Origin of the sequence: Rathayibacter oskolensis, from assembly GCF_900177245.1 — a bacterium.
GTDB lineage: Bacteria > Actinomycetota > Actinomycetes > Actinomycetales > Microbacteriaceae > Rathayibacter > Rathayibacter oskolensis.
Map to the genome: position 1 here is coordinate 115,181 of NZ_FXBM01000002.1, position 26,177 is coordinate 141,357.

Below are 26,177 nucleotides of genomic sequence, written 5' to 3' on the forward strand. Positions count from 1 at the left end.
AGTAGCCCGCCGAGCGGGCGTATCGAGATCCCCTGCCGCCGGCGGTGGGGCTGCCGCGCTGGAGCCGCCCTCAGCGGGCCGCGCGGGTGCGGCGGGTGTTCTCGCGCTGCAGGGCCTCGACGAGCTCGGGCTTCGTCATGCGCGAGCGGCCCGAGATGTCGAGGCGCTTGGCGAGATCGAGCAGGTGCGCCTTCGTGGCGGTGGCGTCGACTCCGCCCGCCGTCTCGCCCCGGCCGTCGGGACCGCCCTCGGCCGCACGGGAGTCGGACGGGCCGTTCTCGGCCTTGCGCTCCCAGTGGTCGCCGACCTTCTCGTACTCGTGCTTCAGCGCGGCGAAGGCGGTGCGGTGGGCGCGTTCACCCTCCCCGTAGCTCTCGACGGCCGAGTCGTGCGCGGCCGACCAGAGGGCCTGCGCGTGCTCGTCCGACCGCTCGATCGTCGACGGGATCTCTTCTCCGGAACCGGATGTGCGGGGCACGGCGCGCCTCCTTCTCGTGGCCGCGGGGCGTCAGCCCAGCAGGCGCTCCTGGACGAAGTCGCTGGCGAACTTGCCGGCCGGGTCCCACGCCGAGCGCAGCGAGCGCCAGTCGGCGAGGTGGGGGTAGAGCGGGGCGATCCGGTCGGCGCGGGCGAGGAAGTGCTTGCCCCAGTGCGGGCGGGCGCCGAGCGGCAGCAGCGCGCCCTCGACCGCGGGCAGCACGGCGTCGACTCCGGCGCGGTCCTTGGCGAACGTGAAGTGCACGCCGACGCTGTCGCGACCCTGCGCGGGGGAGAGCCACTGGACGTCGCCGGCCATGGTGCGGAGCTCCGTGATCAGCAGCACCTCGTCGATCCGCTCGCCGATCGCGCGGAGCGCCACGATCGCCTCGCGGATGTTCTCGCGCGGCACCATGTACTCGCTCTGGATCTCGTCGCCGGCGCTCGGCTCGCGGTCGAGCCGGAAGTGCGGGAGCCGCTCGGACCACGGTCCGACGGACCCGCCGAAGGGGTTGAGGTTCGAGTCGACGCCCTCCGACACCGCGAAGAGGCTGGCGGAGGCGGCGATCGCGCCGAGATGCGTCGCGTCGACGTCCGCCACCGACCCGTTCTCGACCTTGGTCTTCAGCCACAGCTGCTCGACGGTCGGGCTCGACCAGTGCGTCATGAGGCTGACGCTGTAGGCGGAGGAGGTGATCGCGTCGAAGTCGTCGAGCACGCGGTCCCAGGGCAGGTCGACGAAGGCGTCCTGGCGCACGTCGAACGTCGGCTGGATGTCGAGGGTCACGCGGGTGACGATGCCGAAGGCTCCGAGTCCGACGACGAGCCCCTCGAATCCGGGCTCGCCGCGGCGGATGGTGCGCAGCGAGCCGTCGGAGGTGACGAGCTCGAGGGCGGAGACGGCCGAGGAGAGGTTCGCGTTGCGGTCACCCGACCCGTGGGTTCCGGTCGAGATCGCGCCGGCCACCGAGATGTGCGGCAGCGAGCCCATGTTGTGCAGGGCGTAGCCGTTCGCGTGCAGGTGCGAGGCGACGATGCCGTAGCGGGTGGCGCCCGGGACGGTGATCGTGTTCGCCTCGGCGTCGATGACCGGCTCGAAGGCCAGCCGGCCGAGGTGCAGCAGGGCGCCGGGGGTGTCGGGGAGGGAGTTGAAGGAGTGCCGCGTGCCGAGGGCGCGCACGCGGTCATTCTCGCGGACGAGGCGCTGCACCTCCTCGATCGACTCGGGCTCGATGATGTCGGCGGCGCGGTACTCGTAGGTGCCCGCCCAGTTGCTCCGTTGCGTCATCCCTCCATTCTGCCTCCTCCAGGCCCGGTTTGTTGCCATCCACAACGAATCCGGCACCGGGCCCTCGGGTGCGTCAGTAGTCGATGCGGCCCTCGCGGTCGTGGAACTCGCCGGTGGGGCCGTCGGGACCCACGAGCGCGAGCGCGACGGTCGCGTCGGTGCCCTCGGTGACGGTCTGGTGCCCGCCGTGGCCGTTGAAGTCGGTCGCCGTGTAGCCGGGGTCGCTCGCGTTGATGCGGAATCCGGGCAGGTTCTTGGCGTACTGCACGGTCAGCGTGATGACCGCGGCCTTCGACGCCGCGTAGGGGATCGCCTGCACCGGGTACTCGTCGCGGCCCTCCGTCGCGAGCGCCCTGGGCCAGCCGACCCCGGAGGCGACGTTCACGACGACCGGAGCGGGCGACTCCCGGAGCAGCGGCAGGGCCGCCTGGGTGACGCGCACGATGCCGACGACGTTCGTCTCGAGGACCCTCGCCATCGCCTCCGGAGAGAGGTCGTCGACACCGAACGAGGTGCCGAGGATCCCCGCGTTGTTCACGAGGACGTCGAGGGCGGGAAGGGAGGCGAGGGCGGCGTCCACGCTCGCCTGGTCGGTGACGTCGAGCTGCACGACGTGGGCGCCGAGCGCCTCGACGGCCGCGCCCTTCCCGGGATCGCGCATCCCTGCGTAGACGGTGTGGCCGGCCTCGAGGAGGCGGCGGGCGGTCTCGAGTCCGAGGCTCTTGTTGGCCCCGGTGATCAGTGTCGTTGTCATGCCTCCATGCTGTGCCTCCCGATCGCGATCGCCCAGGTACCGCTCGACAGGGGGACTGCCGGTACCAGGACCGCGGCGGTGGGGAAGGAGGAGCATGGGGGCATGAGCGAATTCGCGAGCGTGCTGAGATCGTGGCGCGAGCGCGTCCGACCCGCGGAGGTCGGGCTGCCCGCGGGGGCCGGCCGGCGCACGTCGGGACTGCGCCGCGAGGAGCTCGCCGCCCTCGCCGGCGTCAGCGTCGACTACATCGTGCGACTCGAGCAGGGCCGTGCGGTGAACCCCTCGGGGCAGCTGCTGGGCGCTCTGGCCATCGCCCTCCGGCTGACGCAGGACGAGCGCGACCACCTGTTCCGGGTCGCGGGAGTCGCCCCGCCGACCCGCGCGCAGGTGCCGCAGCACATCACGGCCGGGGTGCAGCGCATCGTCGACCGTCTGGGTGACGTACCGCTCGCCGTCTTCACCGCAGCCCACGACATCCTGCTCTGGAACCCGCTCTGGGCCGCGATCAACGGCGACCCGTCGCGCGTCACCGGGCTCGACCGCAATCTCGTCTGGCGCCACTTCACGCAGGGGCACGAGGGCACCGACTTCGACGATCGGCACGAGGAGGAGTTCGCGGCCGACCTCGTCGCCGACCTGCGCGCCGCCGTGGGCCGCTACCCCGACGATGCCGCGCTCGCCCACCTGGTCGTGCGGCTGCAGGCGGCCTCGCCCGACTTCGCCGCGCGCTGGTCGCAGGCGCACGTCGCCGAGCACCGCGCGAGCCGCAAGACGGTCACGAGCACGCCCGTCGGGCCGATCGCCGTCGACTGCGACGTGCTCTCGGTCCCCGGCGGCGACCTGCGGATCGTCGTCTACACGGTGGTGCCGGGCTCGGTCGACGAGGCGCGGCTCGATCTGCTGCGCGTCACGGGGCTGCAGGAGCTGACGCCCGCCCGGGGCTGACCGGGTAGCCGCTGACTGCGCGGATCCGGCTCTTGCGGAACCGGCGGTTCGGTCGTAATGTGCAACAACATGGTTGTAGATGAACTCTCCGACGCCGACGTCAACCGGATGTTCCGGGCGCTGGCCGACGCGACCCGGCGCGACATCGTCCGGCGGACACTCCGGGAAGAGGTCTCCGTCTCGGTGCTCGCCGACCGCTACGACATGTCGTTCGCGGCGGTGCAGAAGCACGTCGCCGTGCTCGAGGAGGCGATGCTCGTGACCAAGCGACCGCTCGGCCGCGAGCGCCTGGTGCGCGGCAATCCCGAGCGCCTCCGCGAGGCCCAGCGCCTGCTCGACGGGTTCGAGGCGATCTGGCGCGGTCGCATCGACCGCCTCGACGCGATGCTCGCGGGCGACGCCGACGACGCAACTCCGAACACCCCCGCCTGATCCCCTCCATCGAAAGGCCCGTCATGCCCATCACCTCCGTCGAGAAGGATCTCGACCGCCTCACGCTCACGATCGTCGCCGACTTCGACGCCCCGCTCCAGCGTGTCTGGGACGCCTACGTCGACCCGAGGCAGATCGAGCGCTTCTGGGGTCCGCCGACCTACCCGGCCACGTTCCTCCGCCACGACGCCGAAGTGGGCGGCCGCAGCGTCTACCGGATGACCGGGCCCGAGGGGGACCAGCACTACGGCTGCTGGGACTGGACCGCCCTCGACCGACCGCGCTCGTTCGAGGTGATCGACCGGTTCGCCGACGAGACGGGCGCACCGAACCCCGACCTGCCCGCCACGCGCGCAGTCTTCGCTTTCGATGAGACCCCGGGCGGCACCCGGCTCACCACGATCTCGTCCTTCGACTCGCTCGACCAGCTCGAGCAGCTCGTCGCGATGGGGATGGTGGAGGGCACCCGCGAGGCGATGGACCAGATCGACGCGGTCGTCGCCGACCTCGCCGCCTTCGCGGCCGACCGCGTCGTCGAGGCGCAGATCCTGAGCGACACCCAGGTGCGGGTGTCGCGGGTGATCCGGGGCAGCGTCGAGCAGGTCTGGCGCGCGCACAACGATGCGGAGCTGATGCAGCGCTGGCTGCTCGGACCCGACGGCTGGTCGATGCCCGTCTGCGAGGTCGCCACCGAGGTCGGCCGGAGCTACCGCTATGAATGGCAGCGCGACGGCGGCGAGGAGCGGTTCGGCTTCACGGGCGAGCTCCTCGAGTCGGAGGAGCCCTTCAGGGCGGTCACCACCGAGGCGATGATCGGGACGGACTTCCCCGCGACGCTCAACGAGATGACCCTGACCGCGACGGGCGACGGGACGCTGCTGACCCTGGTCATCACCTACGCCGACGCCGCCCAGCGCGACGCCGTTCTCGCGACCGGGATGACCGACGGCATGGAGACGAGCTACGCCCGCCTCGAGGGCCTGCTGGCCTCGACCCCCGTGACGGCCGGCTGAGCCTCACCCTCCGCCGAGGGAACCCGTTTACGCCGAAACACCGCGCAGAACGCGGCACCTCGGCGAGAACGGGTTCCCTCGCGGGGGAGGGGGCTGTCAGGAGGCGGCGTCAGGAGGCGCGGCGCGCGGCCAGGCCCGCGACGATCGTCTCGACTCCCCAGTCGAACGCCGCGTCGGCTCCGTCGGTGAACGCCTCGCTGACGGCGTCGGTGAGCGGGAACCGCGCGGCGTCGATCCGCTGGTGCCGTCTCGCGGCGGTGTAGCGCTCGGGCGCCGACAGGCGGTGCTGCTCCTCGATCACGCTGCCGGTGACGAACGCGGTGAGCGTCTGCATCGCCCGCAGCGCGTCGACGAGCTCGAACCCGGCCTCGGTGAGGCGGCGCAGCGGCACCTCCATCGAGCCGATCGCCTCGTCGTCGGTGAGGTAGGTGCCCGAGAAGAGCCTGGCCCCGTCGCGGTAACGGAGCAGGACCGCGCGCAGGTGGGCGGCGGTCGCGCGCAGGAATTCGGCCCAGTCGGTCGGCGACTCGTCGACTCCGACGATCTCGCGCATCATCACGGTCGCCATCTCGTCGGCCAGGGCCGACATGTCGGGCAGGTGGTAGTAGAGGGCGCCGGCGCGCACTCCGAGCCGCTCCGCGAGCGCGCGCGCGGTGATCGCGGCCAGCCCGCCCTCGGCGAGGAGGTCGAACGAGGCCTGGACGATCGCGTCCTTCGTGAGCTTCGCCATGGCGCTCCTTGACTTTTGAACGGTGTTCAGCAAAGGTAGCAGCAGTTCGAGTTGAACACCGTTCAAAACTAGGAGGAACCATGAGAGCCGCCGTCGTCACCGACTTCGCCACTCCGCCCCGCTTCGCCGACTTCCGCGAGCCGGAGCCCCGCGAGGGCTTCGTCCCTGTGCGGATGCTCGCCGCCGGAGTGCACCGGATCGTCCGCTCGCTCGCTGCGGGCGCCCACTACGGCTCGGGGGACGAGCTGCCCTTCGTGCCCGGAGTCGACGGCGTCGGAGTCCTCGAGGACGGCACGCGCGTCTACACCGGCGGCTCGCCCGATCCCTTCGGGACCTTCGCCGAGCGGACCCTCGTCCCCGCCGGCTTCGCGGTGCCGGTGCCGGACGGGCTCAGCAGCGTCGACGCGGCGGGGATCGTGAACCCGGCGATGTCGGCCTGGATGCCCCTCGTGGGCGCGGCGGCGCTGCGGCCGGGGCAGACGGTCCTCGTGCTCGGCGCGACCGGCGCCTCCGGCTCGCTCGCCGTGCGCATCGCGCTGCACCTGGGCGCCGGCCGGGTGATCGCGGCGGGCCGCAACGAGGAGGCGCTCGCGCGGGTCGCGGAGGACGACCGCGTCGTGCCCGTGCGCATCGGCGGCGACCTCGCCGCGAGCCTCCGCGGTGCCGCCCCCGACGGCATCGACGTGGTACTCGACTACCTCTGGGGCCCCGTGGCCGAGGCGGCGCTCGAGGCGCTGCGCCGCACGGGCCTCGGGCACACTGCGGCGAGCACAACCTACGTCCAGCTCGGCGCCCTCGCGGGCACGCGGGTCTCGCTCGACGCGTCGCTGCTGCGCTCGTCCTCGCTCTCGATCACGGGCAGCGGCGCGGGATCGATCGACCCGCGGCTCCTGCTGGCCGAACTGCCCGAGATCCTGGCGCTCGCCGCAGAGGGCGGCCTCGCGCTCCCCCTCCGCGCCGTCCCCCTCGCCGACCTCGAGGCGGCGTGGTCGTCGACCGACCGCCTCGTGGCCGTGATCTGACCGCGCCGCGGCGAGCCGCTCCCGTCGAGTGCGGTCAGGCGGCGGGGAGCGCCAGCCGGAACCGGGCGCCGGGGCCACCCGTCAGGCAGACGAGGTCACCGCCGAGGGCGCGGGCGAGGCCGCGGGCGATCGGCAGGCCGAGCCCCGAGCCGCCGTCGGCGCGGTTGCGGGCGTCGTCGAGGCGGACGAGACGATCGAAGACCCGCTCGCGGTCCTCCTCCGCGATGCCGGGACCGTCGTCGTCCACGGTCAGCGCGACCCGGCCGGCGTCGACCACCGCCGTCACCTCGATCCGCGAGCGGGCGAAGCGGGCGGCGTTCTCGAGCAGATTGCCGAGGATCTGCCCGAGCCGGTCGGCGTCCCCCAGCACGGGAGGCACCTCCCCGGCCCGGTGCAGCGCCACCGCGAGATCAGGGCGGTGCAGCTGAAGGCGCTCGATCGCCGCCTGCGCGACGGCGAGCGGGTCGAGAGGCCGCGGTTCGAGGGCGAGTCCTTCGTCGAGCCGTGCCATCAGCAGCATGTCCTGGATAAGCCGGCCCGCGCGGAGCGACTCGCGCACCACGTGCGCCGACAGCCGCTCGCGATCCTCGCTCGAGCCGTCGGCTCTGACCAGGGCGTCGGCCGCGGCCTGGATCCCGGTGATCGGCGTGCGCAGCTCGTGGGCAGCGTCGGACACGAAGGCCCGCAGGCGCAGCTCGGCCGCCACGGCCGTGCGCTCGGCCTCCTCGAGGTCGTCGAGCATCTCGTCGAAGGCGGCGGCGGTGCGACCGAGCTCGGTGCTCGGTCGCGAGGGTCGGAGGCGGCGCCCGCGATCACCGTGGGCGATCGAGCGGGCGACCGCGGTCATCCGCTCGAGCGGTCTCAGGGTCGCGCGCACCACGACGGTCAGGGCGATCGCGGCGAGGAGGAGGAACGCGGCCGAGGACGCGAGGAGGATCCCGTTCAGCGACGCGAGGGTCGAGCTGACGGAGCTCGCGTCGCTCGTGAGGGTGAGCTCGGTGCCGTCGCTGAGCGTCGACTCCAGGGTGATCAGCTGGTCGTCGCCCGAGACGCTGCTCGAGAGGACCGTGACGGACGCGTCGGTCGCGGCCCGCGGTTCGGGAGTCGGTGCGCCGGAGGGCGGGCCAGGCGGGGCCTCGCCCAGCTGATCGGCCGCGGCCGGCCCGGCCCGCAACTGCTCCGGGCTCGGGCCGGCCACGACCGCCTCGCCCTCGGGACTCGTGATCCGCACCGAGACCCCCTGCGCCGACAGGCGGGAGGCGAGCTCGTCGTCGTCGATCGTGCCGACGAGCGCCGCAGCGGCCGCCGCCCGGTCGGCGAGCCGCTCCTCGATCTGGTCGCGCAGGCGGTCGCCGAGGACCGCCTGGACCGTGGCCGTGAGGGCGAGCAGGAGCACGGCCAGCAGCGCGACGACGGCGACGACGGTGCGCAGTCGGAGGGAGCCCGTGCGGAGTGGAGCAGGCGCGCCGCCGGTCACGGGTCGACCCGGTAGCCGAGACCGCGCACGGTGTGGATGAGTCGCTCGCCGTGCGCCTCCATCTTCTTGCGGAGGGAGCTGAGGTGCACCTCGACGAGGTTCGGATCGACGTGGTCGTAGCCCCAGACCTGCGTCAGGATCTGCGTCTTGCTGAGGGTGCGGCCGCGGCTGCCGGCGAGGAACGCGAGGAGCCTGAACTCCGTCGCGGTCAGGTCGAGCGGGGCGTCGCCGCGCCGGGCGCGTCCGGAGTCGGGATCGACGACGAGGTCGCCGATCTCGATGACGGACGGGACCCTGCCGCGCCGCCGCAGGACGGCGGTCACCCGGGCGACCAGCTCGGCGAGCACGAACGGCTTGACCACGTAGTCGTCCACTCCCTCGTCGAACCCGCGGAGGCGGTCGTCGACCGCGTCGCGGGCGGTCAGCATGATCACGGCGGCATCGCTCGAGCGGCGGATGCGCTCGGCGAGCACGATTCCGCTCGGGCCGGGGAGCATCCAGTCGAGGATCACGAGGTCGGGGGAGAAGGCGAGGAGCTCGCGGGCGAGGTCCTCGCCGGTCGCCAGGCCGCGCACCGTGAAGCGCTCGCCGCGCAGGGCGGCCTCGACGGAAGCGCGGATGGCGTCGTCGTCCTCGATGAGGAGGACACGGGCGGGAGGCGGCATGCTCCGACCGTAGGGGCGCGGTCTCGGCGTGCACCCCTCATCGGCTGTGCAGGGCCTGTTCTTAAGCGGCGCTTCAGACTCGGCTCCGACTCTCGAAGAGAACCGGCCGCACCCGATCCCGAACGGGGTCGGCACCGGGCCGGACCGAGGAGAGAACCATGAGCGAGACCACGACACCGAAGGGCTCGGGCTTCGGGCCGCGCCGCCTCCGGGGCCGCATGATCGCGGCTTGCATCGCCGCCGGAGCACTCGGGCTGGCGGGCCTCGGAGCGACCGCGGCGTTCGCCGACGGGACGGGGACGCCGACTCCGTCGGTGTCGGCCGGCGCGACGCCGCTCCAGACGCCGGGGGCGGGCGACGGCGCGCCTGGTGCGCGGGCGACCGGCGACGGCACGGCGCCGACCCCGCCCGGGCCGGCGGGATGCGGACCGGCCGGGCCGGGCGCGGCGGGGCTGCCGACGCCTCCGGCCGGCGGCGAGGCGCCGACTCCGCCTGCGGTGCCTAGTGAGGGCGAGGCGCCGACTCCGCCTGCGGCGCCTGCTGATGGCGAGGCGCCGACTCCGCCTGCGGTGCCTGGTGACGGCGAGGCGCCGACTCCGCCTGCTGCGCCCAGCGGCGACGAGGCTCCTACTCCTCCCGCCGACGGCGAGCTGCCCACGCCTCCGGCTGCACCCGCCGAGGGCGACGCCCCGACCGGCAGCTGACTCCTCCGCCGAGGGAACCCGTTCGCGTCGAGACACCGCGCCGGAAGCGGCACCTCGGCGAGAACGGGTTCCCTCGCAGGTGCGGCCCGGGACGGGTCGGCACGCACGGACGGCCCGGAGAACCGAGGTCCTCCGGGCCGTGCGTGTCGTTCAGTCGATCAGCGTTCAGCGGATCAGCGGAGCAGCGGTCAGCGCGCGGTGCGGCGCCTGCGGGTGAGGCCGAGCGCGAGCGCTCCGCCGGCCATCAGCGCGAGGGCGGCCGCGGCGGCCCAGCCCGTCTCGACTCCGGTGCTCGCCAGTCCCGAGCCGGGGCGCGTCGGCGTGGTGCCGGCAGCGGGGGCTGCGGTCGCGGTCGGGTGCGCGGTCGGTGCGACGGTCGGCCCGGCGGTGGGCGCGGTCGTCGGCTCAACGGTCGGCTCCGCGGTCGGCGCGACGGTCGGCTCCGTGGTCGGCGTCGCGGTCGGCTCGACGGTCGGCGTGGCGGTGGGCTCCGGAGTCGCAGCGGACCCGAACACCTCCTCGGCCGATCCCAGCGAGGCGAACACCGTCTCGCCGTTGGCGTCGTCCACTCCGTCGTTGTCGGTCACCACGAACACCTCGCCCGACCCGGTGATGCCGAGGCCCTCGAGCTTCTCCTGGGTCCAGCCGTTGCCGGCCTCGAGCACAGGCAGCACGTCGGCCGCGAGCGTCTTCTCGAGCACGGGGAGCTCCTCGCCGACGGCGGCACCGGCGGCGGTGGGCAGGTCGACCGTGTAGACGGCCTTGAGCGCCGCATCCGGGCCGTTGCGCTTGTCGCGCTCGATCACGGCGAGGGTGCCCGCCGGGGTCAGCGTGATCTCGGAGAGGCCGTTCCAGTCGCCCTCGGCGCCGGACGCCGGCTCGAGCGGGTAGCCGAAGAAGCTCCAGCTCTCGGCCGCGACGTCGTAGCGTCCGAGACGGACGACGCCGTCGGCGTCGGTCGAGGCCTCGCGCTGCAGCGCAGTCCAGACGATGTCGCCCTCGGCGCCGCTCTCGATGGTCACGCCCTCGAAGCCCTGCGAGCCGAGCGCGTCGGCCACCTCCGCGGGGAGGGTGATGCGCTGCTGCACGGCGCCGTCGGCGTCGAGCTCGAGCAGTGCGTTCTCGGGGCCGGTGGCGCCCTCGGTGACGGCCCAGAAGCCGCCCTCGGTGCGCGCCGCGATGCCCTCGAGGTCGAGGGCTGCGGGCTCACCCGCCTCCGTCACGGTGAACGACGAGTCGATCAGCGCGGGAGAGACGGAGGTGTCGATCGAGTAGACCTCGCTCGGCGCGTAGGCGCTGTCGCTGACCGCGAACAGGCGGTCGTCGTCGGCGGGGTCGGTCGACAGGCCCGAGAGCGCGCCCCAGGGGAGGGGCGAGTCGTCGACGTCGGCCGAGACGATGCTCGGGAACGCGGGCGAGGAGGCGCCGAGCTCGTAGACCTGGACGCTCGCGCGCACGGCCGCCTCAGCGTCGTCGGTCTCGCTCGAGACGACGAGCAGGTCGCGCTCGGGCAGGGCGAGGAGCCCCTCCGGCCCCGGCGTCGACGGCAGCACCTGCACGAAGCGCGGCTCGGTCGGGTCGGACACGTCGTAGACCGCGACGAAGTTCGCGCGCTCGGCCCCGACGAAGACGTAGGGCACGCCGTCGAAGGTCGCCGAGAGCAGGCCCTCGGGCTCCGAGCCCTTGGCGTCGGAGCGCCCGTCGGGGTAGAGGCCGACGCTCACCGCGAGGTGATCGAACGAGTTGCCGGCGTCCCAGGTGACGGCGCCGGTGGCCGCGTCGAGGATCGACCAGCCGCGGGTCCCGCCCTTCCAGTCGCCCTCGTTGGCGATGGCGATGTGGTCGTCGCCGACCCAGCCGATCGCGTCGGGCTCACGCGGCACGTCGGTGATCGAGTCGGTCAGCGAGATGTGGTCGTCGTCGAGGGTGTCGATCCCGGTCACGGAGGCGGTGCCCGCGGAGTAGGACGCGGTCACGGTCCGGGTGGCCAGGTCGACGATCGCGACGGCGTTGTTCTCCTGCAGGGTCACCGCGACGGCGGTGTCGCCGGGGTTGATCGAGACGTACTCGGGCTCCGGGTCGCTCGGGGTGTCGAGCCCCGCGAGTCCGGTCATGTCGATGTGCTCGGCGACCCACGTGGTGGGGTCTCCCGCGAGGTCCATCACCACGAGCTCGCCGGCGGGCAGCTGCGGGAGGTCGCCCTCCTCGCCGCCCTCGGGGGTGAACTCCTCGTCGCGCTGGTTCTCGATCGCGATGACGGCGGTGTCGCCCGCGGTCGTCACGTCGATGGAGTCGGGCTGGCCGCCGAGCTCGATGGTCGCGACGGGCGCGAGGTCGTCGGCGTGCAGGACGCTGACGTGACCCGACGGGTTCGCGAAGTCGCCGTCGCTGGTGTCGACGACCGCGAGGACGTACTCGCCGGTCGCGTAGACCGAGGTGGGCTCGCCTCCGACGCCCACGCCGCCGAGCGGCTCCGGAGCGTCGGGGTCGCTGATGTCGAGCACGTTGATGCGCTGACCGGCCGAGTCGGTCGAGTAGACGAGGCGGCCGTCGGGCGACGCGCTCGAGATCTCGGCGACGGCGGCGTCGACGGCCGGGTCGGCGGCGTTGAGGTAGGCGGGCACGGTGGCGATGCGGGTGAAGAACGAGTCTCCCGCGGCGGAGGCGGGGAGGGCTGCGCCGAGGGTGCAGCTCGCGAGAGTGAGGGCGATCGCGGCGCCGGCGGCGCGACGGGGGGCGGGGTGACGGGGCACGGGTCTCCTGAGACGATTCGAAGGGAACCCGCCCACGCTCGCGGGCCGAGGTGAACAATCGGGCGTCCCGAGGTGTCCGGACGGCGAACGCGCGGAGACGCCCTCGGCGGCGGCCTCAGCCCCCGAGGCCGCCCGCCGCCGAGCCCCAGGCCGCCAGGGCCGCGCGCACGCGCTCGTCGCGCGCCAGCCCGAGCGCCTCGGCGTAGCCCTCCTCGAGCACGTCGTCGATGCGCACGCGCGCCGCGGTCTCGGAGGAGCGCACCGCCGCCTCGACCATCGCGAGGCTCCGCACGTTCGAGTGCACCTCTCCCGAGGGCGTCGCCCCCGTCTGCAGCGCCGAGACGAACTCCGCGAGCGAGCCGGCGATCTCCGTCGGCACCGGCTCGAACGCGGCGACCTGCACCTCGTCCGCGTCGCGCGCCTGCCACTCGGGTGCGCCCTCGCCGTCCCAGTGCGCCGTGCCGCTGGCGCCGTTCACGCGCCAGTCGCCGTTCCACGACGTCTCGAGACCGTCGGCGCACCAGCTGCCCGTGTAGGTGAAGCGCACCCCGTCGGCGAACTCGAAGACGGCACTCGCCGCGGCGCCGTCGGCGTACCAGCTCCAGCCCGGGTTGTACTCCTCGCAGTACACGGCCACGGGGTCGCGGTCGAGGAGGTAGCGGGCGGCGTCGAACGCGTGGATCGCCATGTCGACGAGCAGCACATGCGCCATCTCGTCGCGGAAGCCTCCGAAGCGCGGTGCCTTGGCGAACGACACGGAGGCGGTGCCCAGCTGCCCGAGCCCCGCGATCTGCTCGCGGAACGCGGCGATCGAGGCGTAGTAACGGCGCGACTGGCTCGTCATCAGCAGCCGCTCCGCCACCTCGGCGGTCGCCGCGAGGATCAGCGACTCCGCGATCGTCGGGGCGATCGGCTTCTCGGACAGCACCGGCAGCCCCGCGAACAGCGCCTCGGAGCTGACCGGCAGGTGCGCGCGGGGCACCGTCACGTTGACGACCGCGTCGGCGCCGGTGCGGGCCGCGACCTCGGCGACGGAACTGCCGACCGCGAGCGGCGCGACTCCCTCCTCCTCGCCGGCCCGCGTGGCCAGATCGACGTCGAGGTCGACGAGGCCGACCAGCTCGGCATCGGGGGAGTCGCGGATCGTGCGGATCCAGGCGCGCCCCATCGCGCCGGCGCCCACCTGGACGATGCGCACCGTCATCGGACGAGCGCTCCCTGGTAGTCCTGGCCGTTGTAGAAGTCCTCGGTCTCGTAGCGCTGCAGCACGGGGAGGCTGCGGGCGGGACGCGAGCTGCGCGCCCACTCCACGCCGTTCGCGATCACGCGGCGCACGTGCTCGTGGTGGTAGACGGGGTAGTCCTGATCGCCGGGCGAGAAGAAGAAGATGCGCCCGTGGCCGCGCTTGTAGGTCATGCCCGAGCGGAACACCTCGCCGCCCGAGAACGTCGAGAGGAACACCAGCTCGTCGGGGGCGGGGACGTCGAAGAACTCGCCGTACATCTCCTGCTGCGGGATCACGAAGGGGTGCGGCACGCCCTGCGCGATGGGGTGCGTGGGGTCGACGGTCCAGACCAGCTCGCGGTCCTCCTCCGAGCGCCAGCGCAGCGTGCAGGTGGTGCCCATCAGCTTGCCGAAGATCTTCGACCAGTGGCCGGAGTGGAGCACCAGCAGGCCCATGCCGGCGAGGACGTGGCGGTGCACGCGCTCGACGATCGCGTCGTCGACGTCGCCGTGCGCCATGTGCCCCCACCAGACGAGGACGTCGGTGGCGTCGAGGACGTCCTCGGTGAGGCCGTGCTCGGGCTCGTCGAGCGTGGTGGTGCTGACGACGGCGCGCTCGCCGAGGTTCTCGAGGATGCCCTCGGCGATGGTCGTGTGCATGCCGTCGGGGTAGATCGCTCTGACCTTCTCCTCGACCTGCTCGTGGCGGTTCTCGCCCCAGACGAGGACGCGGACGGGGGATGCGGGTGTGGTCACGGGGGTTCCTTCTTCATCGATGGAGAGAGGGGTGCTCAGCGCGCGGTTAAGCGCTTTACCGTTTCTCGCTCCTAGAATGCGGGAGACCCCCGCCCTGCGTCAACCACGCACCGGCGCACCGATCGCGAGGAGGCGCCGTGGCCACCATGCGAGACGTCGCGCGCCTGGCCGGGGTGTCGATGACCACTGTGTCGTTCGTGGTCAACGACACGAAGCCGGTCTCGCCGCAGACGCGCGAGCGGGTCAGGGAGGCGATGCGCGAGCTCGGCTACCGCCCGAACGCCGTCGCCCGCGCGCTCGCCCGCCGCCGCTCCCTCATCGTCGCGGTCGTGTACCCGCTGGTCTCGAGCCGGCCGCTGAACACGGCCACGTCCTTCCTCACCGGCGCCGCCGAGGCGGCGGCCGAGAACGGCTACTCGATCGTCCTCTGGCCGACGGTGGGCGGGTCGGAGCGGTTGGCCGACCTGCGCTCGGACGGGCTGATCGACGGCGTGGTGCTGATGCAGGTGACCTCGGAGGACGAGCGGGTCGCGATCCTCCGCGACTCCGGCACACCCTTCGCGCTGATCGGCCGCACCCGCGACCCGTCGGCCCTCGACTGGGTCGACATCGACTTCGAGGGCATGGTCGAGGAGGCGCTCGAGCGGCTGGCCGGGCTCGGCCACACCCGGATCGCCCTGGTCCTCGGCGCCGAGGGCTCCGACTTCGGCCCCTACGCGCGCACCAGGGAGGCGTTCGAGCGGGGGTGCGCGGCGCGCGGACTCACCGGCTCCCTCCTCCGCTGCGACGAGTCGCCGGCCGGCGGTCGCGCGCTGGCGCGGTCGCTCGACGCGAGCGCGCTGACGGCGGCCGTCGTCATCAACGGAGGCGCCGCCGTCGGCTTCGCGCACGAGCTGCGGCACCGCGGGGTGAGCGTTCCCGGCGACCTGTCGATCGTGCTGCTCGCCTCCGACCCCGACGTCGCCGACCTGGCCGACCCGACCCTCGACCTGCTGGTCGGCCCCGGTCACGCGCTCGGCCGCCGCGCCGTCGAGGCGCTGCTGGCGCGGCTCGCCGACCCCGCCGCGCCGCTCCTCCAGGAGCGCATCGGCGGCCCGTGGCGCCCCGGCGGCTCGGTCGGGGCCCCGCGCTCCTGACCCTCTGGCGAGGGTTCGCCTCCTCGACAGGGCTCCGCCCACTTATGTCCCGTATCGCGAAGTCTTATGTGTGTTTCAGACGCATCGCTGTGATACTGAGGCGAAGCCGCCCCCGGCTCCCCACCGTGACATCGACGTCAGAAAGGTTGGACATGTCAGAGCAGCGTCGCTTCCCTGTCCGCAGATCCGCTTACCTCGCCCTCCCCGCCGTCGCGGCCGTGCTCCTCGCCGGCTGCTCGGGATCGCCTTCGGGTGAGAGCTCCGACGGCTCGACCTCGTTCTCGCTCACCTACGCGAAGTCCAACACCATCGCCAGCCCGTTCGAGATCCTCGCCCAGGACTACATGGACAGCCACGAGGGTGTCGAGATCACCCTCTCGCCCCAGCCCAATGACACCTACGGCGATGCCATCCGCACCCAGCTCCAGGCGGGTAACGCCCCCGACGTCATGGAGACCGAGGCCGGATCGGGCCAGAGCCGGAGCGTCATCCCTCTCGCCGAGGCCGGCTTCCTCGAGCCGATCCCGGACGCCGCCGACGTCATCCCGCCGGGCAGTGAGAGCAGCTACACCTTCGACGACGCGATCTACGGGCTGCCGCTGGGCGTCTCGTACGCGGGCCTGATCCTCAACCAGACCGCGACCGACGCCGCAGGCCTCTCGACGTTCCCGACCGACCTCGACTCGCTCGAGGCTGCGTGCGCCACGGCGGCCGACGCCGGCAAGTCGATGTTCGTGGTCGCCGGCGGTGCCGCGCCCAACGCGGGCATCACCGCTCTGGTCATCTCGGCCACCCGCGTGTTCGCCGAGACTCCCGACTGGAACGAGCAGCGCGCTGCGGGCGAGGTCACCTTCGCCGACAGCGACGGCTGGAAGGACACCCTGCAGACGGTGCTCGACCTCGAGGAGGCCGGCTGCTTCCAGGCCGGAGTCGAGGGTGCGGGCTTCGACGCCATCACCAACAACATGACCTCCGGCGCCTCGCTCTCGTTCTTCGGCCCTCTCGGGTCCGCTTCCGAGCTCGCGAAGGCGGCTCCCGACCAGACGTTCGTCGCCCAGGCGTTCCCGCCGGCGTCCGAGGGTGACAAGCCCTACGGCGTCGCGAGCCCGACCTACTCGCTCTCGATCAACGCCAAGTCGGCCAACAAGGAGGCAGCGAGCGAGTTCCTCGACTGGCTGGCCGCTCCTGAGCAGTCGACCGCCTTCGCCGACGCCTCCGGCGGCCTCCCCGTCGCGGGCCTCGCCGACATGGACTTCACCGGGGGTACCTACGAGGGAGTGTCCGACCTGCTGAAGAACGGCGACTACACACCGCTGCCCAACCAGGCCTGGGCCAACGCGTCCGTCTACGACGCCATGGCGACCGGTGTGCAGGGACTGCTCACCGGCCAGTCGACCATCGACCAGGTGCTCAGCTCGATGGACGCCGCCTGGGACTAGTGATCCCGGGCCCGCCCGGCTGCTCGTCGGCCGGGCGGGACGCCCCGCTCACCCCGATCGCGTACGAATCCCGCTGACGACGACGTAGCAGAGGACCCGATGACATCGACTGTGAATGACGCGACGACAGGACTCGTCGTCCCGCCCAGGAAGCCGAAGGGTCCACTCGACCGGGTGACCCACCCGCCGCGTCGCAAGAAGGGCCTGCTGCAGCTCGGTCACTGGTGGTGGGCGCTGCCCGGCATCCTGATGGTGATCGCCATCCACTACGTCTCGACCAGCGTCGGCGCCTTCTTCGCCTTCACGGACTGGACGGGCATCGGCGGCTTCGACTGGGTCGGCTTCGACAACTTCGCCCGGATCTTCGCCGACCCCAGCAAGATCGGCGCGCTGCTGAACACGCTGTTCCTCGCCTTCGCCTCGGTGGTCCTCTCGAACATCGCCGGCCTCGGCCTCGCGATCGGGCTGAACCGGCTCCTCAAGACCCGCTACATCCTCCGCACCCTCTTCTTCATGCCGGTGGTGCTCAGCCCGCTCGCCACGTCGTACATCTGGAAGTTCATCTTCCAGTTCGACGGCCCGCTCAACGTGGTCCTGCAGGGCGTCGGCCTCGGCTCGATGGCCCGCTCCTGGTTGGCCGACCCTGTCTGGGCGATCTGGGCGGTGCTGATCGTCGTCGTCTGGCAGAACATCGGCTTCGCGATGGTCATCTACGCGGCGGGCCTCGCCTCCGTCCCGATCGAGATCGAAGAGGCCGCGGCGATCGACGGTGCCAACCTCTGGACGCGGTTCCTCCACGTGACCCTGCCGTCGATCCGCCCCTCCGTCGCGATCGCGACGACCCTCGGGCTGGTGAACGGGCTCCGCATCTTCGACCAGATCATGGCCCTCACCGGAGGCGGCCCGGCAGGCGCCACCGCCACCCTCGCCACCGAGGTCTACAAGCAGGCGTTCAGCCTCGGGCAGTTCGGCAACGGTGCCGCGCTCGCGCTGATCCTCACCCTCATCATCCTGTTCTTCGCAGTCGTCCAGCAGCGGGTCACGCAGGACCGAACCGGCAAGGAGTGACATGTTCCGCTACACGAGATGGACCGCCGTCCGCGAGGTCTCGCTCTGGGTCGTCGCCCTGGTCTACCTCCTCCCCTTCTACTTCCTCATCGCCATCTCTCTGAAGCCCGACGACGAGGTGTTCAGCACCTCCCGGCTCGCGCCGCCGACCTCGCCGACGATCCAGAACTTCGTCGACGTCCTCTCGGCGACCGGCCAGTCGAACGTGCTGCTCGGCCTGCTCAACAGCGCGATCATCACCGCGGGCAGCATCCTCGCGATGGTGCTGCTCGGCTCCCTGACCGGCTACGTGATCTCGCGCAGCACGCGCCGCTGGAGCCGCGGCGCCTACCTGCTGTTCCTGATCGCGATCGTGCTCCCGACCCAGCTCGGCACCGTGCCGCTCTACATCGGAGCCCGCTCGATCGGGCTCACCGGCTCGGTCTGGGGGATGATCATCCTCTACAGCGGGATGCTCCTGCCGCTGGCGATCTTCCTCTACGCGGGCTTCTTCCGCGGGCTCGGCACCGAGTACGAGGAGGCCGCCTCGATCGACGGGGCGACGCGGACGCAGATCTTCTTCCGCGTCGTGCTGCCCCTGATGTCGCCCGCGACAGGAACCGTGGCGATCCTCGCCGGCCTCATCGTCTGGAACGACTTCTTCACGTCGCTGATCTTCCTCGGCGGCTCCACCAGCCAGACGTTGCCGGTCGCCATGTACTACTACATCGGCTCGCTGGTCTCGCAGTGGAACCAGATCTTCGCGATCGTCATCATCTCGATGATCCCGATCCTCGCCTTCTACCTCTTCGCTCAGAAGCGCTTCATCCAGGGCTTCGCCGGAGGCCTCAAGGGATGAGCGCCGCAGAGGCGAGCACCGTCGAGGAGCCGACGGGCGACCGCCGCGCCGACTTCGCCCGGTTCGTCGAGCTGTTCTACACCCGCAAGCGGGTCGGGGAGGCGTTCGCCTTCCTGGTCGCCGACGACTACCGCCAGCACAATCCGAACATCCCCGACGGGCCGGCGATCGCCGTCGAGATGCTCACCCCGAAGTTCGACGGCTCGCCCGAGGCGCGATTCTCCGTGCAGCGCACCCTCGTCGACGGCGACCTGGCCGTGGTGCACCTCCGCGCCTCCCGCCCCGGTGCGCCCGACACCGCCGTCGCCGACTTCTACCGCTTCGAGGGCGACCGGATCGTCGAGCACTGGGACGTGCTGCAGGCGGTCCCTGAGACGCCGGTCCACGACCATCCCCTGTTCTGACAGAAACCCAGGAGACCCCATGTACCAGTTAGCACCCAACATCGAACTCCTCTTCACCGAGGCCGGCGCCGACTACGCCGATCGGGTCCGCGCGGCCGCGGCGGCGGGCTTCACGGCCGTCGAGATGTGGGGGCCGACGGGCGTCGATGCTCCTGCCAAGCCCAAGGACGTGCCCGCGCTCGCGGCGGCGCTGGAGGAGACCGGGCTCGTGCTCACCGCGCAGCTCTCGGAGCCGCGCACCCAGTTCATGATCCCGCCGTTCGACGACTCGCCGTTCTTCAACGCCCTCGACGGCGGCGTCGAGATCGCGCAGCAACTGAAGTGCACCAGGATGGTCGTGGGCAGCGGCACGGGCTTCGGCGGCAGCAAGCGCCAGGTGCAGCTGGACAAGCTCGCCGACATCTACCGACGGGCGATCGCGCAGATCGAGGGCTCCGGCATCACCCTCGTGCTCGAGCCGGTCAACGTCCGCGTCGACCACCCCGGCTCGCTCCTGGACCGCACCGCCGAGGCCGCCTACGTCGCCCGCCAGGTCGGCTCGCCCTTCTTCGGCGTGCTCTACGACCTCTACCACTCGACCGTCGAGGGCGAGGACCCGGCGACCGAGCTCACCGCCGCCGCCGACGTCATCCGCTACGTGCAGATCGCCGACGCTCCGGGTCGCGGTGAGCCGGGCACCGGGGACATCGACTGGCCGGCCCGCCTCGCCGACCTGCGCGCTTCCGGCTACGACGGCCCGATCGGCCTGGAGTACTACCCGGAGACCGAGTCCGCGGCGTCGGTCGAGCGGATCAAGGAGTGGGCGGCCCAGGCATGACGGACGCAGGCATGAGTCGCTACCCCGAGCGCGTCGACGTCGCGATCGTCGGCAGCGGCCCCACCGGCGCCGCCTACGCCCGCATTCTCACCGAGACCTCGCCCGGCACCACGATCGCGATGTTCGAGCTCGGCCCCACTGTCACCTCGCCGGCCGGTGCGCACGTCAAGAACATCGAGGACCGCGACGAGCGCACCCGTGCCCAGCACCTCTCGGAGGGCTCGGCGGCCGGAGCCCCGACCATCAGCAACCCCGGGGGCGTGAAGGCCGGCATGCGCGCGGCCCGAGCCGGCACCTTCCTCCTCGACAAGCACTACCGGCTCGAGGGCGAGGACGGCCTGCCCGCCGTCGCGATGTCGAGCAACGTCGGCGGCATGGCGGCCCACTGGACCGGCGCCTGCCCGCGCCCCGGCGGCTCGGAGCGGATCGCCTTCCTCCCGGACCTCGACGAGCTGCTCGGCGAGGCGGAGCGCCTGCTCGGAGTCACGACGCACGCGTTCGACGGCGCGCCGTTCGGGGACCTGGTGCGCGAGCGCCTCGCCGAAGCGGTCGACGAGGGCCGCGTCGCCGAGACTGCGGTGCAGCCGATGCCGCTCGCCGCGCACCGCCGCGACGACGGCCGACTCGTGTGGTCCGGCTCGGATGTGGTGCTCGGCGACGAGACCCGCGCCAACCCCGACTTCACGCTCTTCGACGAGTCGCAGGTCGTCCGGGTCGTTCTCGGAGCCGACGGCCGCGCCTCGGGAGTCGAGGTGCGGGACGTCCGCACCGGCGCCAGAAGCACCGTCGTGGCCCGCGCCGTCGTGGTCGCCGCCGACGCGTTGCGCACCCCGCAGCTGCTCTGGGCGTCGGGCGTCCGCCCGCCGGCCCTCGGCCGCACACTCAACGACCAGGCGCAGATCGTCTTCGCCGTCCGGATCCGCGACGCGGCCGATGTCGTCCAAGCGGTCGACTCCGGCGCCGCCACCGGCCTCAGCGAGCAGAGCGGCGTCACCTGGGTGCCCTTCGTCGACGAGCTGCCCTTCCACGGGCAGATCATGCAGCTGGACGCCTCGCCCGTGCCGATCGCGGAGGACGACCCGGCCGCACCCGGCTCGATCGTGGGCCTCGGCCTGTTCTGCGCCAAGGACCTGCAGTCGAGCGACCGCGTCGAGTTCTCGGACGACGAGCTCGACGAGACAGGCCTGCCCGCGCCGGTGATCCACTACACGCTCACTGCGCGCGACCACGAGACGATCGGGCGCGCCTGTACCGAGATCGTGCGGCTCGGCCGGGCGATCGGCGAGCCGCTCGACGACCGCGCGTTCGTGATGCCGCTCGGCTCCTCTTTGCACTACCAGGGCACCACACGGATGGGCGAGCACGACGACGGCGAGAGCGTCTGCGACACCGACAGCGAGGTCTGGGGAGTCCCTGGCCTGTTCCTCGGCGGCAACGGCGTGATCCCCACGGCGACCGCCTGCAACCCGACGCTCACCTCGGTCGGGCTCGCCGTCCGCGGCGCCCGTCGCATCGCCGACCGGCTCGCCCGCTCCTGACCACCCGACTCCCCACACCAGACGACGACGTCGGGCTGCTGCCCGGCGAGATGGAGGTACTCCCGTGATACCCGACCGCATCATCGAGAGCGGAACGCTCACCAGCCAGGGCGGCCGCGTCGCCGTCGAGGTCCGCATCCCGTGGTACCGCGCACTGCCGGGGTCGTGCATCGCGGGCGCCGGACTCACCGTCGACGGCGTCACCGCCCCGGAGGAGTCGCTGCGCTGGAGCATGAACGGCCGCGAGTTCCGCTTCGAGGAGCTCATCGACGCCACCGACGAGTGGTGGTTCCCGCTCGACTCCGCCGTCCTCTCGGGTGACCTCCCGCTCGCCGATTCCGACGCCGACCACGAGGTCGCCGTCGATCTGACGCTGTACATCCCGTACATCGTCACCGACCACGGCGTGCTCCACATCGAGGAGCACGGCACTGCGACCATGAAGGCGGCCCAGTCATGACCCCCGGCACACCGATCCAGGGAGTGACGCTCTACAGCTTCACCCGCGCCTTCCACGCCCGCGAGTACGACCTCGAGCAGCTGATCCGCAAGGTCGCGACCGACGGCTACGGCCCGGGCCTCGAGATCATCGGCTTCTCCAGCTTCCGCGGCTTCCCCGAGATCGAGGACTCCTTCGCCGGGTGGTTCAAGGACCTGGTCGTCGAGACCGGCCTCGTGCAGACCTCGCTCGCGGTGAACGCCGACGTGGGTCTGCGCCGCGACCGCCTGCTCGACCAGGACGAGCTGATCGCCTACATGGAGCGCCAGATCGTCGCCGCGGCGACCCTCGGCTTCCCGATCGCGCGCGTGCAGATCTCGCTGACGCCGGATTCGATGGAGGCGCTCCTCCCCGTCGCCGAGAAGCACGGCGTCACCCTCGCGCTCGAGGTGCACGCCGATCAGTACGCCTCGCACCCGCGGATCCTCGCGCTGCGGGACCGCTTCGCGCAGCTCGACTCCCCGCTGCTCGGCTTCACCGCCGACTGGGGGGCGACCGTCTCGGCGTTCGCGCCGTCGCTGCTGGAGGCCTACCGCCGCCGCGGCGCGAGCGACGAGCTGCTGCGCGCCGTCGTCGACCTGTGGAACGGCTTCTACGCCGAGGGCCCGCCCGCGAACCAGGAGGTGCACGGCCAGCGCTTCGGGGCGTTCATCGGCCTCGCGCACCGCTTCGGCCGGCCGGACCTCGGCATCGACTTCGCGATCAACGGCACCGGCCTCTTCGGCCCCGCGAGGGTCGAGGACTGGCTCGAGATCATGCCGTTCGTGCGCCACGTGCACGGCAAGTTCTTCGGCATCGACGAGAACGCGGAGGAGCCGTCCGTCCCCGTGCGCGACCTCGTCCGCCTGCTCGTCGAGCAGGGCTACACCGGCGCGATCTCGAGCGAGTACGAGGGCTGGCACTGGAACTTCTGGCAGGACCCGTTCGAGATCATCCGCGACGAGCAGGCCGTTCAGCGCTCGGCGGCCGAGGCCGCGGGCTCTCGGATGACGACCGACGCCGAGGCGGCGCGCGCCCAGCTCGCGCGGCACCTCGCCGCCCCGGTCCGCGCGTGACCGCGCGCCGCACCGCACCCCTGGTCACTCCCACCGTCATCACCACCGACGAAAGAGATCTCCCATGACAGACACGCAGACCACCACCGCGACGTCGGACGGCATCGCCGGAACCGGCATCGAGCTCGGCACGACGCTCTACTCGATGACGAGCGAGTTCGCGGCCGGCCAGTACACGCCCGAGACGCTGATCAAGGCCGTGCACGACGAGGGCATCGGCCCGGGCGTCGAGTTCAACATCGCGCAGCTGCTGCGCACCTACCCCGACGTCGACGACGAGTTCGTGAAGCTCTGGTTCGACTCGCTCGAGAAGTACGGCCTCGAGGCGAGCGCCGTCGGCACCAACCTCGACATGGGGCGCCGCAAGGAGCGCGACATGAGCCCCGACGAGGAGCACGACTTCCTCGCCCGCCAGCTCGAGACGGCCCACACGCTCGGCTTCTCGAAGGTCGTCATCCGCTCGCACGGCAAGGAGCTGCTGCGCAGCCTCCTCCCGATCGCGGAGAAGTACGACCTCAAGCTCGGCTACGAGATCCACGCGCCGTCGGGGCCCAACAACCCGCAGGTGCTGCAGATGCGCGAGATGTACGACGAGCTGCAGTCCGACCGGCTCGGCTTCACGGCGGACTTCTCGTCGACCATGCACAGCCTCTCGCCGACCCTTCTGCGCACCCTGTCGCAGATGGGGATGGACGAGAGGCACTTCCCCGTGATGGACGAGATCTGGCACGAGCCGACTCCGATGCACGTGCGCAACCAGAAGTTCGAGGACTACCTCTCGGGCGAGGGCGTCGACTTCCTCCGCTTCGGGCCGTTCACACGCCTGGCCTTCAACATGCACGGGCTGGTGCCCCCGGAGGAGTGGCTCGACATCATGCCGCAGATCTTCCACGTGCACGCCAAGTTCTACGACATCGGCGCCGACGGCGAGGAGCCGGCGATGGACATACCGCGCATCGTGAAGCAGTTCGTCGACGGCGGCTACACCGGCTACCTCTCCAGCGAATGGGAGGGCCACGCCTTCTCCGACCTGGGCGAGTCCGACCCGATCGACCTGGTGAAGAAGCAGCATGCGCTGATGCGCACGGCGATCGAGGATGCCGTCGCCGCGTCGTCCGCCTCCGCCGACCCGTCCTCCCGCGAGCAGTAAGGAACCGTCATGGCCACGCACAACTCCCTCTTCGCCCCCGAGGACGTCCGCCGCACCGATGACGGCCTCGCCGTCTCGGTCCAGCTCCCCTGGTACCGCAGCCTCTGGCTCTCCGCGGTCTCGGACGTCGGCGCCACCGTCGACGGCGTCCAGATCCCGCGCGAGCGCCTGCGCTTCGAGCTGCAGGGGAGGAGCTACCGCATCGAGGAGCTCGAGGACCAGTGGGAGACCCTCTGGTTCGTCGCCGACCGCCCCGACGTCGTGATCGCGCTCGACGACCCGCCGGCCGCCGGCGCTGCCGTGGAGGTCGAGATCGTCCTCACGATGCGCCTGCTCTACATGCAGATCGCTCCGCAGCGCTATGTCACCAACCGCGTGACCGTCGCCCGCGAGGCCGTGCTCGCGTAGCCGTGCTCGCGTAGCCGTCGGGCGAGTGAGGGCACGGCGGCCTCAGCGCACGGCGCGGGTGAGCGCTGCGGCGGCGAGGTCGAGGTGGGCGCGGGTCACGGCGGCCGGGTCCTCGTCGGGGAGCCACTCGTGGCCGCCCCACTCACTGGTGAGGGTGCCGCGGAAGCCGGAGTCGCGGAGCAGGGGCGCGAGCGCCTCGAGCGGCGAGGTGATGCGGCCGTCGGCGTCGTCGAGGTCCCAGAACTTGAGGTGGACGCCCGTGGTCAGCGGGAGCAGGGGGATCAGCTCGCGCGGTTGAGTGCGGCCGAAGCGGATCAGCAGGTCCATGAAGAGGACGTGCGCGCGCGGGGGAACGGCGCCGGAGCGCAGGACGCGGACGACCTCCTCGCCGGTCTCGGGGGCGAGCCACTCGTCGGCGAGGCGCGCGACGAAGTCGACGGGAAGGCCGGCGGCGGCGAGCTCTGCGAGGTAGCTGGTGGGCAGCGCCGGCATCAGGAGGCTGACGTCGAGGGCGAGGCGGATCCGCGGGTCGTCGAGGTCTGCGATCGTCGCGAGGTTCGCCGCGATGTCGGGTCGGGCGGGCGACTGCTGACCCTGGATCTCCTCCTGCAGCACCAGATCGAGCTCGTGCAGCTGAGGGAGCAGCGCCTCGAGCAGAGGCGCGCCGGCCTGGCCGAGAGGGAGCCGCACCGAGCGGGCGCCGAGCCACCGGGCGGCGCGCAGCTGAGGGAGGAGGAACGCCAGGCGCTCGTCGTGCGAGCGCCGCCGGGTCGGCGTGACGAAGTCGTCGAGGCTCGCGCCGAAGACCTCGACGCGCACGCCCGCGTCCGCGAGGCGCTCGGCGAGGCCCTCGGACTCGTACTGAGTGGCCGCGGGGAAGGAGCGGAGCACCTGGCCTGCCTCGAGCTCGACGACCTCGGCGACGCCGGCAGTGCCGATGCTCGCGACGATCTCGGCGGCGGTGCGGGTGGCGCGCTGGAACTCGACGGTCCAGTTGAACGTGCTCGCGGCCAGGGTCCAGTCGGCGGGGAGAGCTGCATCGGTCATTGCCCCTTTGTACCGTTCGTGCGACACTTCTGTCGACTTCCGAAAGAAGATCCGCCCGTCACGAGGAGGAAGAGCACCCGATGTCGACCGCCCTGCGCGAGGACGCGCTGCAGAGGACGGCCGATGGTGTCGAGCTCGCCATCGGACTGCCGTGGATCCGCTCGCTCGCGCTCAATTGCGTGCTCGGGCTGGAGGTGCTGATCGACGGCGAGCCGGTCGAGAGTGTCTGCGCGCTCGTCGACGGGCGACTCGTCGAGCTGGCGGCGCTCGCGGAGGAGCCCGGCTGGTGGTTCCTGCAGGACCGGCTCCGGCTCGCCGCTCCAGGCTCGCCCGCACCGGGCGAGCATCGGGTCGAGGTGGCGATGGAGCTGCTGATTCCCTACCTCTCGGCCGGCGGAGAGCGCCCGCTGATAGTGCCGATCCGGCTGTCCGAGCACCTCAAAGTCTGATTGCGACAGAAGAGTGCTCTGATAAGGCTTAAGTGGTACGCTCGGTGGGACGCCGGGGTCAGCACGACCCGTTCGCCGCCTCTGACGGA

General features: G+C 72.0%; 27 protein-coding genes. 17 read left to right on the forward strand and 10 right to left on the reverse strand.

Annotation, left to right across the window (positions count from 1 at the left end; translation table 11 throughout):
- Nucleotides 1–70: 70 nt before the first annotated feature.
- The 3 genes from B9Y99_RS09675 to B9Y99_RS09685 form a co-directional block, all read right to left on the reverse strand.
- The gene (locus B9Y99_RS09675; protein ID WP_085476420.1) at nt 71–478 is read right to left on the reverse strand and encodes a ChaB family protein; all 408 of its coding nucleotides are present in this window, start codon (nt 476–478) and stop codon (nt 71–73) included.
- 30 nt (nt 479–508) lie between these two features.
- Complete coding sequence (locus B9Y99_RS09680; RefSeq protein ID WP_085476421.1) at nt 509–1,765, reverse strand: D-arabinono-1,4-lactone oxidase; 1,257 nt, start codon at nt 1,763–1,765, stop codon at nt 509–511.
- Between the two features lie 73 nt (nt 1,766–1,838).
- Entirely contained in the window at nt 1,839–2,519 is a 681-nt protein-coding gene (locus B9Y99_RS09685; RefSeq protein ID WP_085476422.1) for an SDR family NAD(P)-dependent oxidoreductase, read from the reverse strand.
- A gap of 102 nt (nt 2,520–2,621) precedes the next feature.
- Here B9Y99_RS09685 and B9Y99_RS09690 point away from each other — a divergent pair, with 102 nt between their 5' ends.
- The 3 genes from B9Y99_RS09690 (at nt 2,622) to B9Y99_RS09700 (ending at nt 4,909) form a co-directional block, all read left to right on the forward strand.
- Entirely contained in the window at nt 2,622–3,464 is an 843-nt protein-coding gene (locus B9Y99_RS09690) for a helix-turn-helix domain-containing protein (RefSeq protein WP_085476423.1), read from the forward strand.
- 69 nt (nt 3,465–3,533) lie between these two features.
- Nucleotides 3,534–3,896 carry an ArsR/SmtB family transcription factor gene (locus tag B9Y99_RS09695; RefSeq protein WP_085477338.1) on the forward strand — a complete coding sequence of 121 codons (363 nt, stop codon included), beginning with the start codon at nt 3,534–3,536 and terminating at the stop codon, nt 3,894–3,896.
- 23 nt (nt 3,897–3,919) lie between these two features.
- Nucleotides 3,920–4,909, forward strand: a complete 990-nt coding sequence (locus B9Y99_RS09700) for an SRPBCC family protein (protein WP_085476424.1) — start codon at nt 3,920–3,922, stop codon at nt 4,907–4,909.
- A 109-nt stretch (nt 4,910–5,018) separates the two neighbouring features.
- Here B9Y99_RS09700 and B9Y99_RS09705 read toward each other — a convergent pair whose 3' ends face one another.
- On the reverse strand, nt 5,019–5,639 hold the full coding sequence (locus tag B9Y99_RS09705; RefSeq protein WP_085476425.1) for a TetR/AcrR family transcriptional regulator C-terminal domain-containing protein: 621 nt from the start codon (nt 5,637–5,639) through the stop codon (nt 5,019–5,021).
- Nucleotides 5,640–5,719: 80 nt separating this feature from the next.
- On the opposite strand from B9Y99_RS09705, the gene B9Y99_RS09710 reads away from it, so the two are divergent.
- On the forward strand, nt 5,720–6,661 hold the full coding sequence (locus B9Y99_RS09710; RefSeq protein ID WP_085476426.1) for a quinone oxidoreductase family protein: 942 nt from the start codon (nt 5,720–5,722) through the stop codon (nt 6,659–6,661).
- A gap of 34 nt (nt 6,662–6,695) precedes the next feature.
- Here B9Y99_RS09710 and B9Y99_RS09715 read toward each other — a convergent pair whose 3' ends face one another.
- Nucleotides 6,696–8,138 (reverse strand): sensor histidine kinase, encoded by a 1,443-nt coding sequence (locus B9Y99_RS09715; RefSeq protein WP_085476427.1) that lies wholly within the window; start codon nt 8,136–8,138, stop codon nt 6,696–6,698.
- Nucleotides 8,135–8,803: a response regulator transcription factor gene (locus tag B9Y99_RS09720; protein ID WP_085476428.1), complete on the reverse strand. Its 669-nt coding sequence runs from the start codon at nt 8,801–8,803 to the stop codon at nt 8,135–8,137. Before B9Y99_RS09720 ends, B9Y99_RS09715 begins: the two co-directional genes overlap by 4 nt.
- Before the next feature lie 158 nt (nt 8,804–8,961).
- Here B9Y99_RS09720 and B9Y99_RS18475 point away from each other — a divergent pair, with 158 nt between their 5' ends.
- Nucleotides 8,962–9,507, forward strand: a complete 546-nt coding sequence (locus B9Y99_RS18475) for a hypothetical protein (protein WP_129587986.1) — start codon at nt 8,962–8,964, stop codon at nt 9,505–9,507.
- Nucleotides 9,508–9,695: 188 nt separating this feature from the next.
- Here B9Y99_RS18475 and B9Y99_RS09730 read toward each other — a convergent pair whose 3' ends face one another.
- The 3 genes from B9Y99_RS09730 to B9Y99_RS09740 form a co-directional block, all read right to left on the reverse strand.
- The gene (locus tag B9Y99_RS09730; protein WP_085476430.1) at nt 9,696–12,260 is read right to left on the reverse strand and encodes an esterase-like activity of phytase family protein; all 2,565 of its coding nucleotides are present in this window, start codon (nt 12,258–12,260) and stop codon (nt 9,696–9,698) included.
- A gap of 115 nt (nt 12,261–12,375) precedes the next feature.
- Entirely contained in the window at nt 12,376–13,464 is a 1,089-nt protein-coding gene (locus B9Y99_RS09735) for a Gfo/Idh/MocA family protein (RefSeq protein ID WP_085476431.1), read from the reverse strand.
- The gene (locus B9Y99_RS09740) at nt 13,461–14,240 is read right to left on the reverse strand and encodes a ThuA domain-containing protein (protein WP_085476432.1); all 780 of its coding nucleotides are present in this window, start codon (nt 14,238–14,240) and stop codon (nt 13,461–13,463) included. The genes B9Y99_RS09735 and B9Y99_RS09740 overlap by 4 nt, the downstream gene beginning before the upstream one ends.
- A gap of 146 nt (nt 14,241–14,386) precedes the next feature.
- Here B9Y99_RS09740 and B9Y99_RS09745 point away from each other — a divergent pair, with 146 nt between their 5' ends.
- The 11 genes from B9Y99_RS09745 (at nt 14,387) to B9Y99_RS09795 (ending at nt 24,592) form a co-directional block, all read left to right on the forward strand.
- A complete protein-coding gene (locus B9Y99_RS09745; protein ID WP_244274953.1) occupies nt 14,387–15,376 on the forward strand; it encodes a LacI family DNA-binding transcriptional regulator in 990 nt (329 codons plus the stop codon).
- Nucleotides 15,377–15,528: 152 nt separating this feature from the next.
- The gene (locus B9Y99_RS09750) at nt 15,529–16,815 is read left to right on the forward strand and encodes an ABC transporter substrate-binding protein (protein ID WP_085476434.1); all 1,287 of its coding nucleotides are present in this window, start codon (nt 15,529–15,531) and stop codon (nt 16,813–16,815) included.
- Nucleotides 16,816–16,989: 174 nt separating this feature from the next.
- Nucleotides 16,990–17,883, forward strand: a complete 894-nt coding sequence (locus B9Y99_RS09755) for a carbohydrate ABC transporter permease (protein ID WP_244274859.1) — start codon at nt 16,990–16,992, stop codon at nt 17,881–17,883.
- Between the two features lies 1 nt (nt 17,884).
- Nucleotides 17,885–18,721 carry a carbohydrate ABC transporter permease gene (locus tag B9Y99_RS09760; RefSeq protein WP_085476436.1) on the forward strand — a complete coding sequence of 279 codons (837 nt, stop codon included), beginning with the start codon at nt 17,885–17,887 and terminating at the stop codon, nt 18,719–18,721.
- On the forward strand, nt 18,718–19,125 hold the full coding sequence (locus B9Y99_RS09765) for a nuclear transport factor 2 family protein (protein WP_085476437.1): 408 nt from the start codon (nt 18,718–18,720) through the stop codon (nt 19,123–19,125). The genes B9Y99_RS09760 and B9Y99_RS09765 overlap by 4 nt, the downstream gene beginning before the upstream one ends.
- Before the next feature lie 19 nt (nt 19,126–19,144).
- Entirely contained in the window at nt 19,145–19,942 is a 798-nt protein-coding gene (locus tag B9Y99_RS09770) for a TIM barrel protein (protein ID WP_085476438.1), read from the forward strand.
- Nucleotides 19,943–19,953: 11 nt separating this feature from the next.
- Complete coding sequence (locus B9Y99_RS09775; protein WP_085477339.1) at nt 19,954–21,480, forward strand: GMC oxidoreductase; 1,527 nt, start codon at nt 19,954–19,956, stop codon at nt 21,478–21,480.
- A 64-nt stretch (nt 21,481–21,544) separates the two neighbouring features.
- Complete coding sequence (locus tag B9Y99_RS09780) at nt 21,545–21,940, forward strand: C-glycoside deglycosidase beta subunit domain-containing protein (protein ID WP_085476439.1); 396 nt, start codon at nt 21,545–21,547, stop codon at nt 21,938–21,940.
- Nucleotides 21,937–23,034, forward strand: coding sequence for a sugar phosphate isomerase/epimerase family protein (locus B9Y99_RS09785; protein ID WP_085476440.1), 1,098 nt, complete (start codon nt 21,937–21,939; stop codon nt 23,032–23,034). Before B9Y99_RS09780 ends, B9Y99_RS09785 begins: the two co-directional genes overlap by 4 nt.
- Before the next feature lie 64 nt (nt 23,035–23,098).
- Nucleotides 23,099–24,184, forward strand: coding sequence for a sugar phosphate isomerase/epimerase family protein (locus B9Y99_RS09790; RefSeq protein ID WP_085476441.1), 1,086 nt, complete (start codon nt 23,099–23,101; stop codon nt 24,182–24,184).
- A gap of 9 nt (nt 24,185–24,193) precedes the next feature.
- Nucleotides 24,194–24,592 (forward strand): C-glycoside deglycosidase beta subunit domain-containing protein, encoded by a 399-nt coding sequence (locus B9Y99_RS09795; RefSeq protein WP_085476442.1) that lies wholly within the window; start codon nt 24,194–24,196, stop codon nt 24,590–24,592.
- A 42-nt stretch (nt 24,593–24,634) separates the two neighbouring features.
- On the opposite strand, the gene B9Y99_RS09800 is transcribed toward B9Y99_RS09795, so the two are convergent.
- Nucleotides 24,635–25,639 (reverse strand): apurinic/apyrimidinic endonuclease family protein, encoded by a 1,005-nt coding sequence (locus B9Y99_RS09800; protein WP_085476443.1) that lies wholly within the window; start codon nt 25,637–25,639, stop codon nt 24,635–24,637.
- An 80-nt stretch (nt 25,640–25,719) separates the two neighbouring features.
- On the opposite strand from B9Y99_RS09800, the gene B9Y99_RS09805 reads away from it, so the two are divergent.
- Nucleotides 25,720–26,088: a hypothetical protein gene (locus tag B9Y99_RS09805; RefSeq protein WP_085476444.1), complete on the forward strand. Its 369-nt coding sequence runs from the start codon at nt 25,720–25,722 to the stop codon at nt 26,086–26,088.
- Nucleotides 26,089–26,177: the final 89 nt, after the last annotated feature.

Coding starts and splice junctions, on each gene's coding strand:
- B9Y99_RS09680 (WP_085476421.1), bottom strand. CDS start 1,765: ATGACGCAACGGAGCAACTGGGCGGGCACCTACGAGTACCGCGCCGCC.
- B9Y99_RS09685 (WP_085476422.1), bottom strand. CDS start 2,519: ATGACAACGACACTGATCACCGGGGCCAACAAGAGCCTCGGACTCGAG.
- B9Y99_RS09690 (WP_085476423.1), top strand. CDS start 2,622: ATGAGCGAATTCGCGAGCGTGCTGAGATCGTGGCGCGAGCGCGTCCGA.
- B9Y99_RS09695 (WP_085477338.1), top strand. CDS start 3,534: ATGGTTGTAGATGAACTCTCCGACGCCGACGTCAACCGGATGTTCCGG.
- B9Y99_RS09700 (WP_085476424.1), top strand. CDS start 3,920: ATGCCCATCACCTCCGTCGAGAAGGATCTCGACCGCCTCACGCTCACG.
- B9Y99_RS09705 (WP_085476425.1), bottom strand. CDS start 5,639: ATGGCGAAGCTCACGAAGGACGCGATCGTCCAGGCCTCGTTCGACCTC.
- B9Y99_RS09710 (WP_085476426.1), top strand. CDS start 5,720: ATGAGAGCCGCCGTCGTCACCGACTTCGCCACTCCGCCCCGCTTCGCC.
- B9Y99_RS09720 (WP_085476428.1), bottom strand. CDS start 8,803: ATGCCGCCTCCCGCCCGTGTCCTCCTCATCGAGGACGACGACGCCATC.
- B9Y99_RS18475 (WP_129587986.1), top strand. CDS start 8,962: ATGAGCGAGACCACGACACCGAAGGGCTCGGGCTTCGGGCCGCGCCGC.
- B9Y99_RS09735 (WP_085476431.1), bottom strand. CDS start 13,464: ATGACGGTGCGCATCGTCCAGGTGGGCGCCGGCGCGATGGGGCGCGCC.
- B9Y99_RS09745 (WP_244274953.1), top strand. CDS start 14,387: ATGCGAGACGTCGCGCGCCTGGCCGGGGTGTCGATGACCACTGTGTCG.
- B9Y99_RS09750 (WP_085476434.1), top strand. CDS start 15,529: ATGTCAGAGCAGCGTCGCTTCCCTGTCCGCAGATCCGCTTACCTCGCC.
- B9Y99_RS09760 (WP_085476436.1), top strand. CDS start 17,885: ATGTTCCGCTACACGAGATGGACCGCCGTCCGCGAGGTCTCGCTCTGG.
- B9Y99_RS09765 (WP_085476437.1), top strand. CDS start 18,718: ATGAGCGCCGCAGAGGCGAGCACCGTCGAGGAGCCGACGGGCGACCGC.
- B9Y99_RS09770 (WP_085476438.1), top strand. CDS start 19,145: ATGTACCAGTTAGCACCCAACATCGAACTCCTCTTCACCGAGGCCGGC.
- B9Y99_RS09775 (WP_085477339.1), top strand. CDS start 19,954: ATGAGTCGCTACCCCGAGCGCGTCGACGTCGCGATCGTCGGCAGCGGC.
- B9Y99_RS09785 (WP_085476440.1), top strand. CDS start 21,937: ATGACCCCCGGCACACCGATCCAGGGAGTGACGCTCTACAGCTTCACC.
- B9Y99_RS09790 (WP_085476441.1), top strand. CDS start 23,099: ATGACAGACACGCAGACCACCACCGCGACGTCGGACGGCATCGCCGGA.
- B9Y99_RS09795 (WP_085476442.1), top strand. CDS start 24,194: ATGGCCACGCACAACTCCCTCTTCGCCCCCGAGGACGTCCGCCGCACC.
- B9Y99_RS09800 (WP_085476443.1), bottom strand. CDS start 25,639: ATGACCGATGCAGCTCTCCCCGCCGACTGGACCCTGGCCGCGAGCACG.
- B9Y99_RS09805 (WP_085476444.1), top strand. CDS start 25,720: ATGTCGACCGCCCTGCGCGAGGACGCGCTGCAGAGGACGGCCGATGGT.